Annotated in this window: 1 protein-coding gene; it reads right to left on the bottom strand. The window is 62.3% G+C overall.

The features are described 5' to 3' along the window. Positions 1-99: 99 nt before the first annotated feature. On the bottom strand, positions 100-243 hold the full coding sequence (locus tag SB717_RS36310) for a hypothetical protein (RefSeq protein ID WP_410907864.1): 144 nt from the start codon (positions 241-243) through the stop codon (positions 100-102). Positions 244-268: the final 25 nt, after the last annotated feature.

Genomic DNA, 268 nt, shown 5'->3' with positions numbered 1-268 from the left:
ATCCTCTCCTCGAAGTCGAATGACCGTTCCTGGCGGCGACCTGCGTCCAACGCGCTCTGCTCGATGCGCCCCTCAACGTCCGTTCGACCCCGCACCACATCAACGGCGGCTTCCAAACTTCAACTGCCATCCATCCGTGACCCACGGCGGCCGGCCCTCTTTGCCTTTGCCAACATTCGGCATTGTCGTTGGCCAGCCGCCTACCCACTTCCCGCCATTCCCACATCGATAACCGCGTATCACGTTTCCTCTCACCGCACGCGCCAGC

This window comes from Priestia sp. SIMBA_032 (genome assembly GCF_046535215.1).
Taxonomy (GTDB): Bacteria; Bacillota; Bacilli; order Bacillales; family Bacillaceae_H; genus Priestia; species Priestia aryabhattai.
Note: the sequence above shows the minus strand (reverse complement) of the source record. Positions and strands in the feature narration are given on the sequence as shown.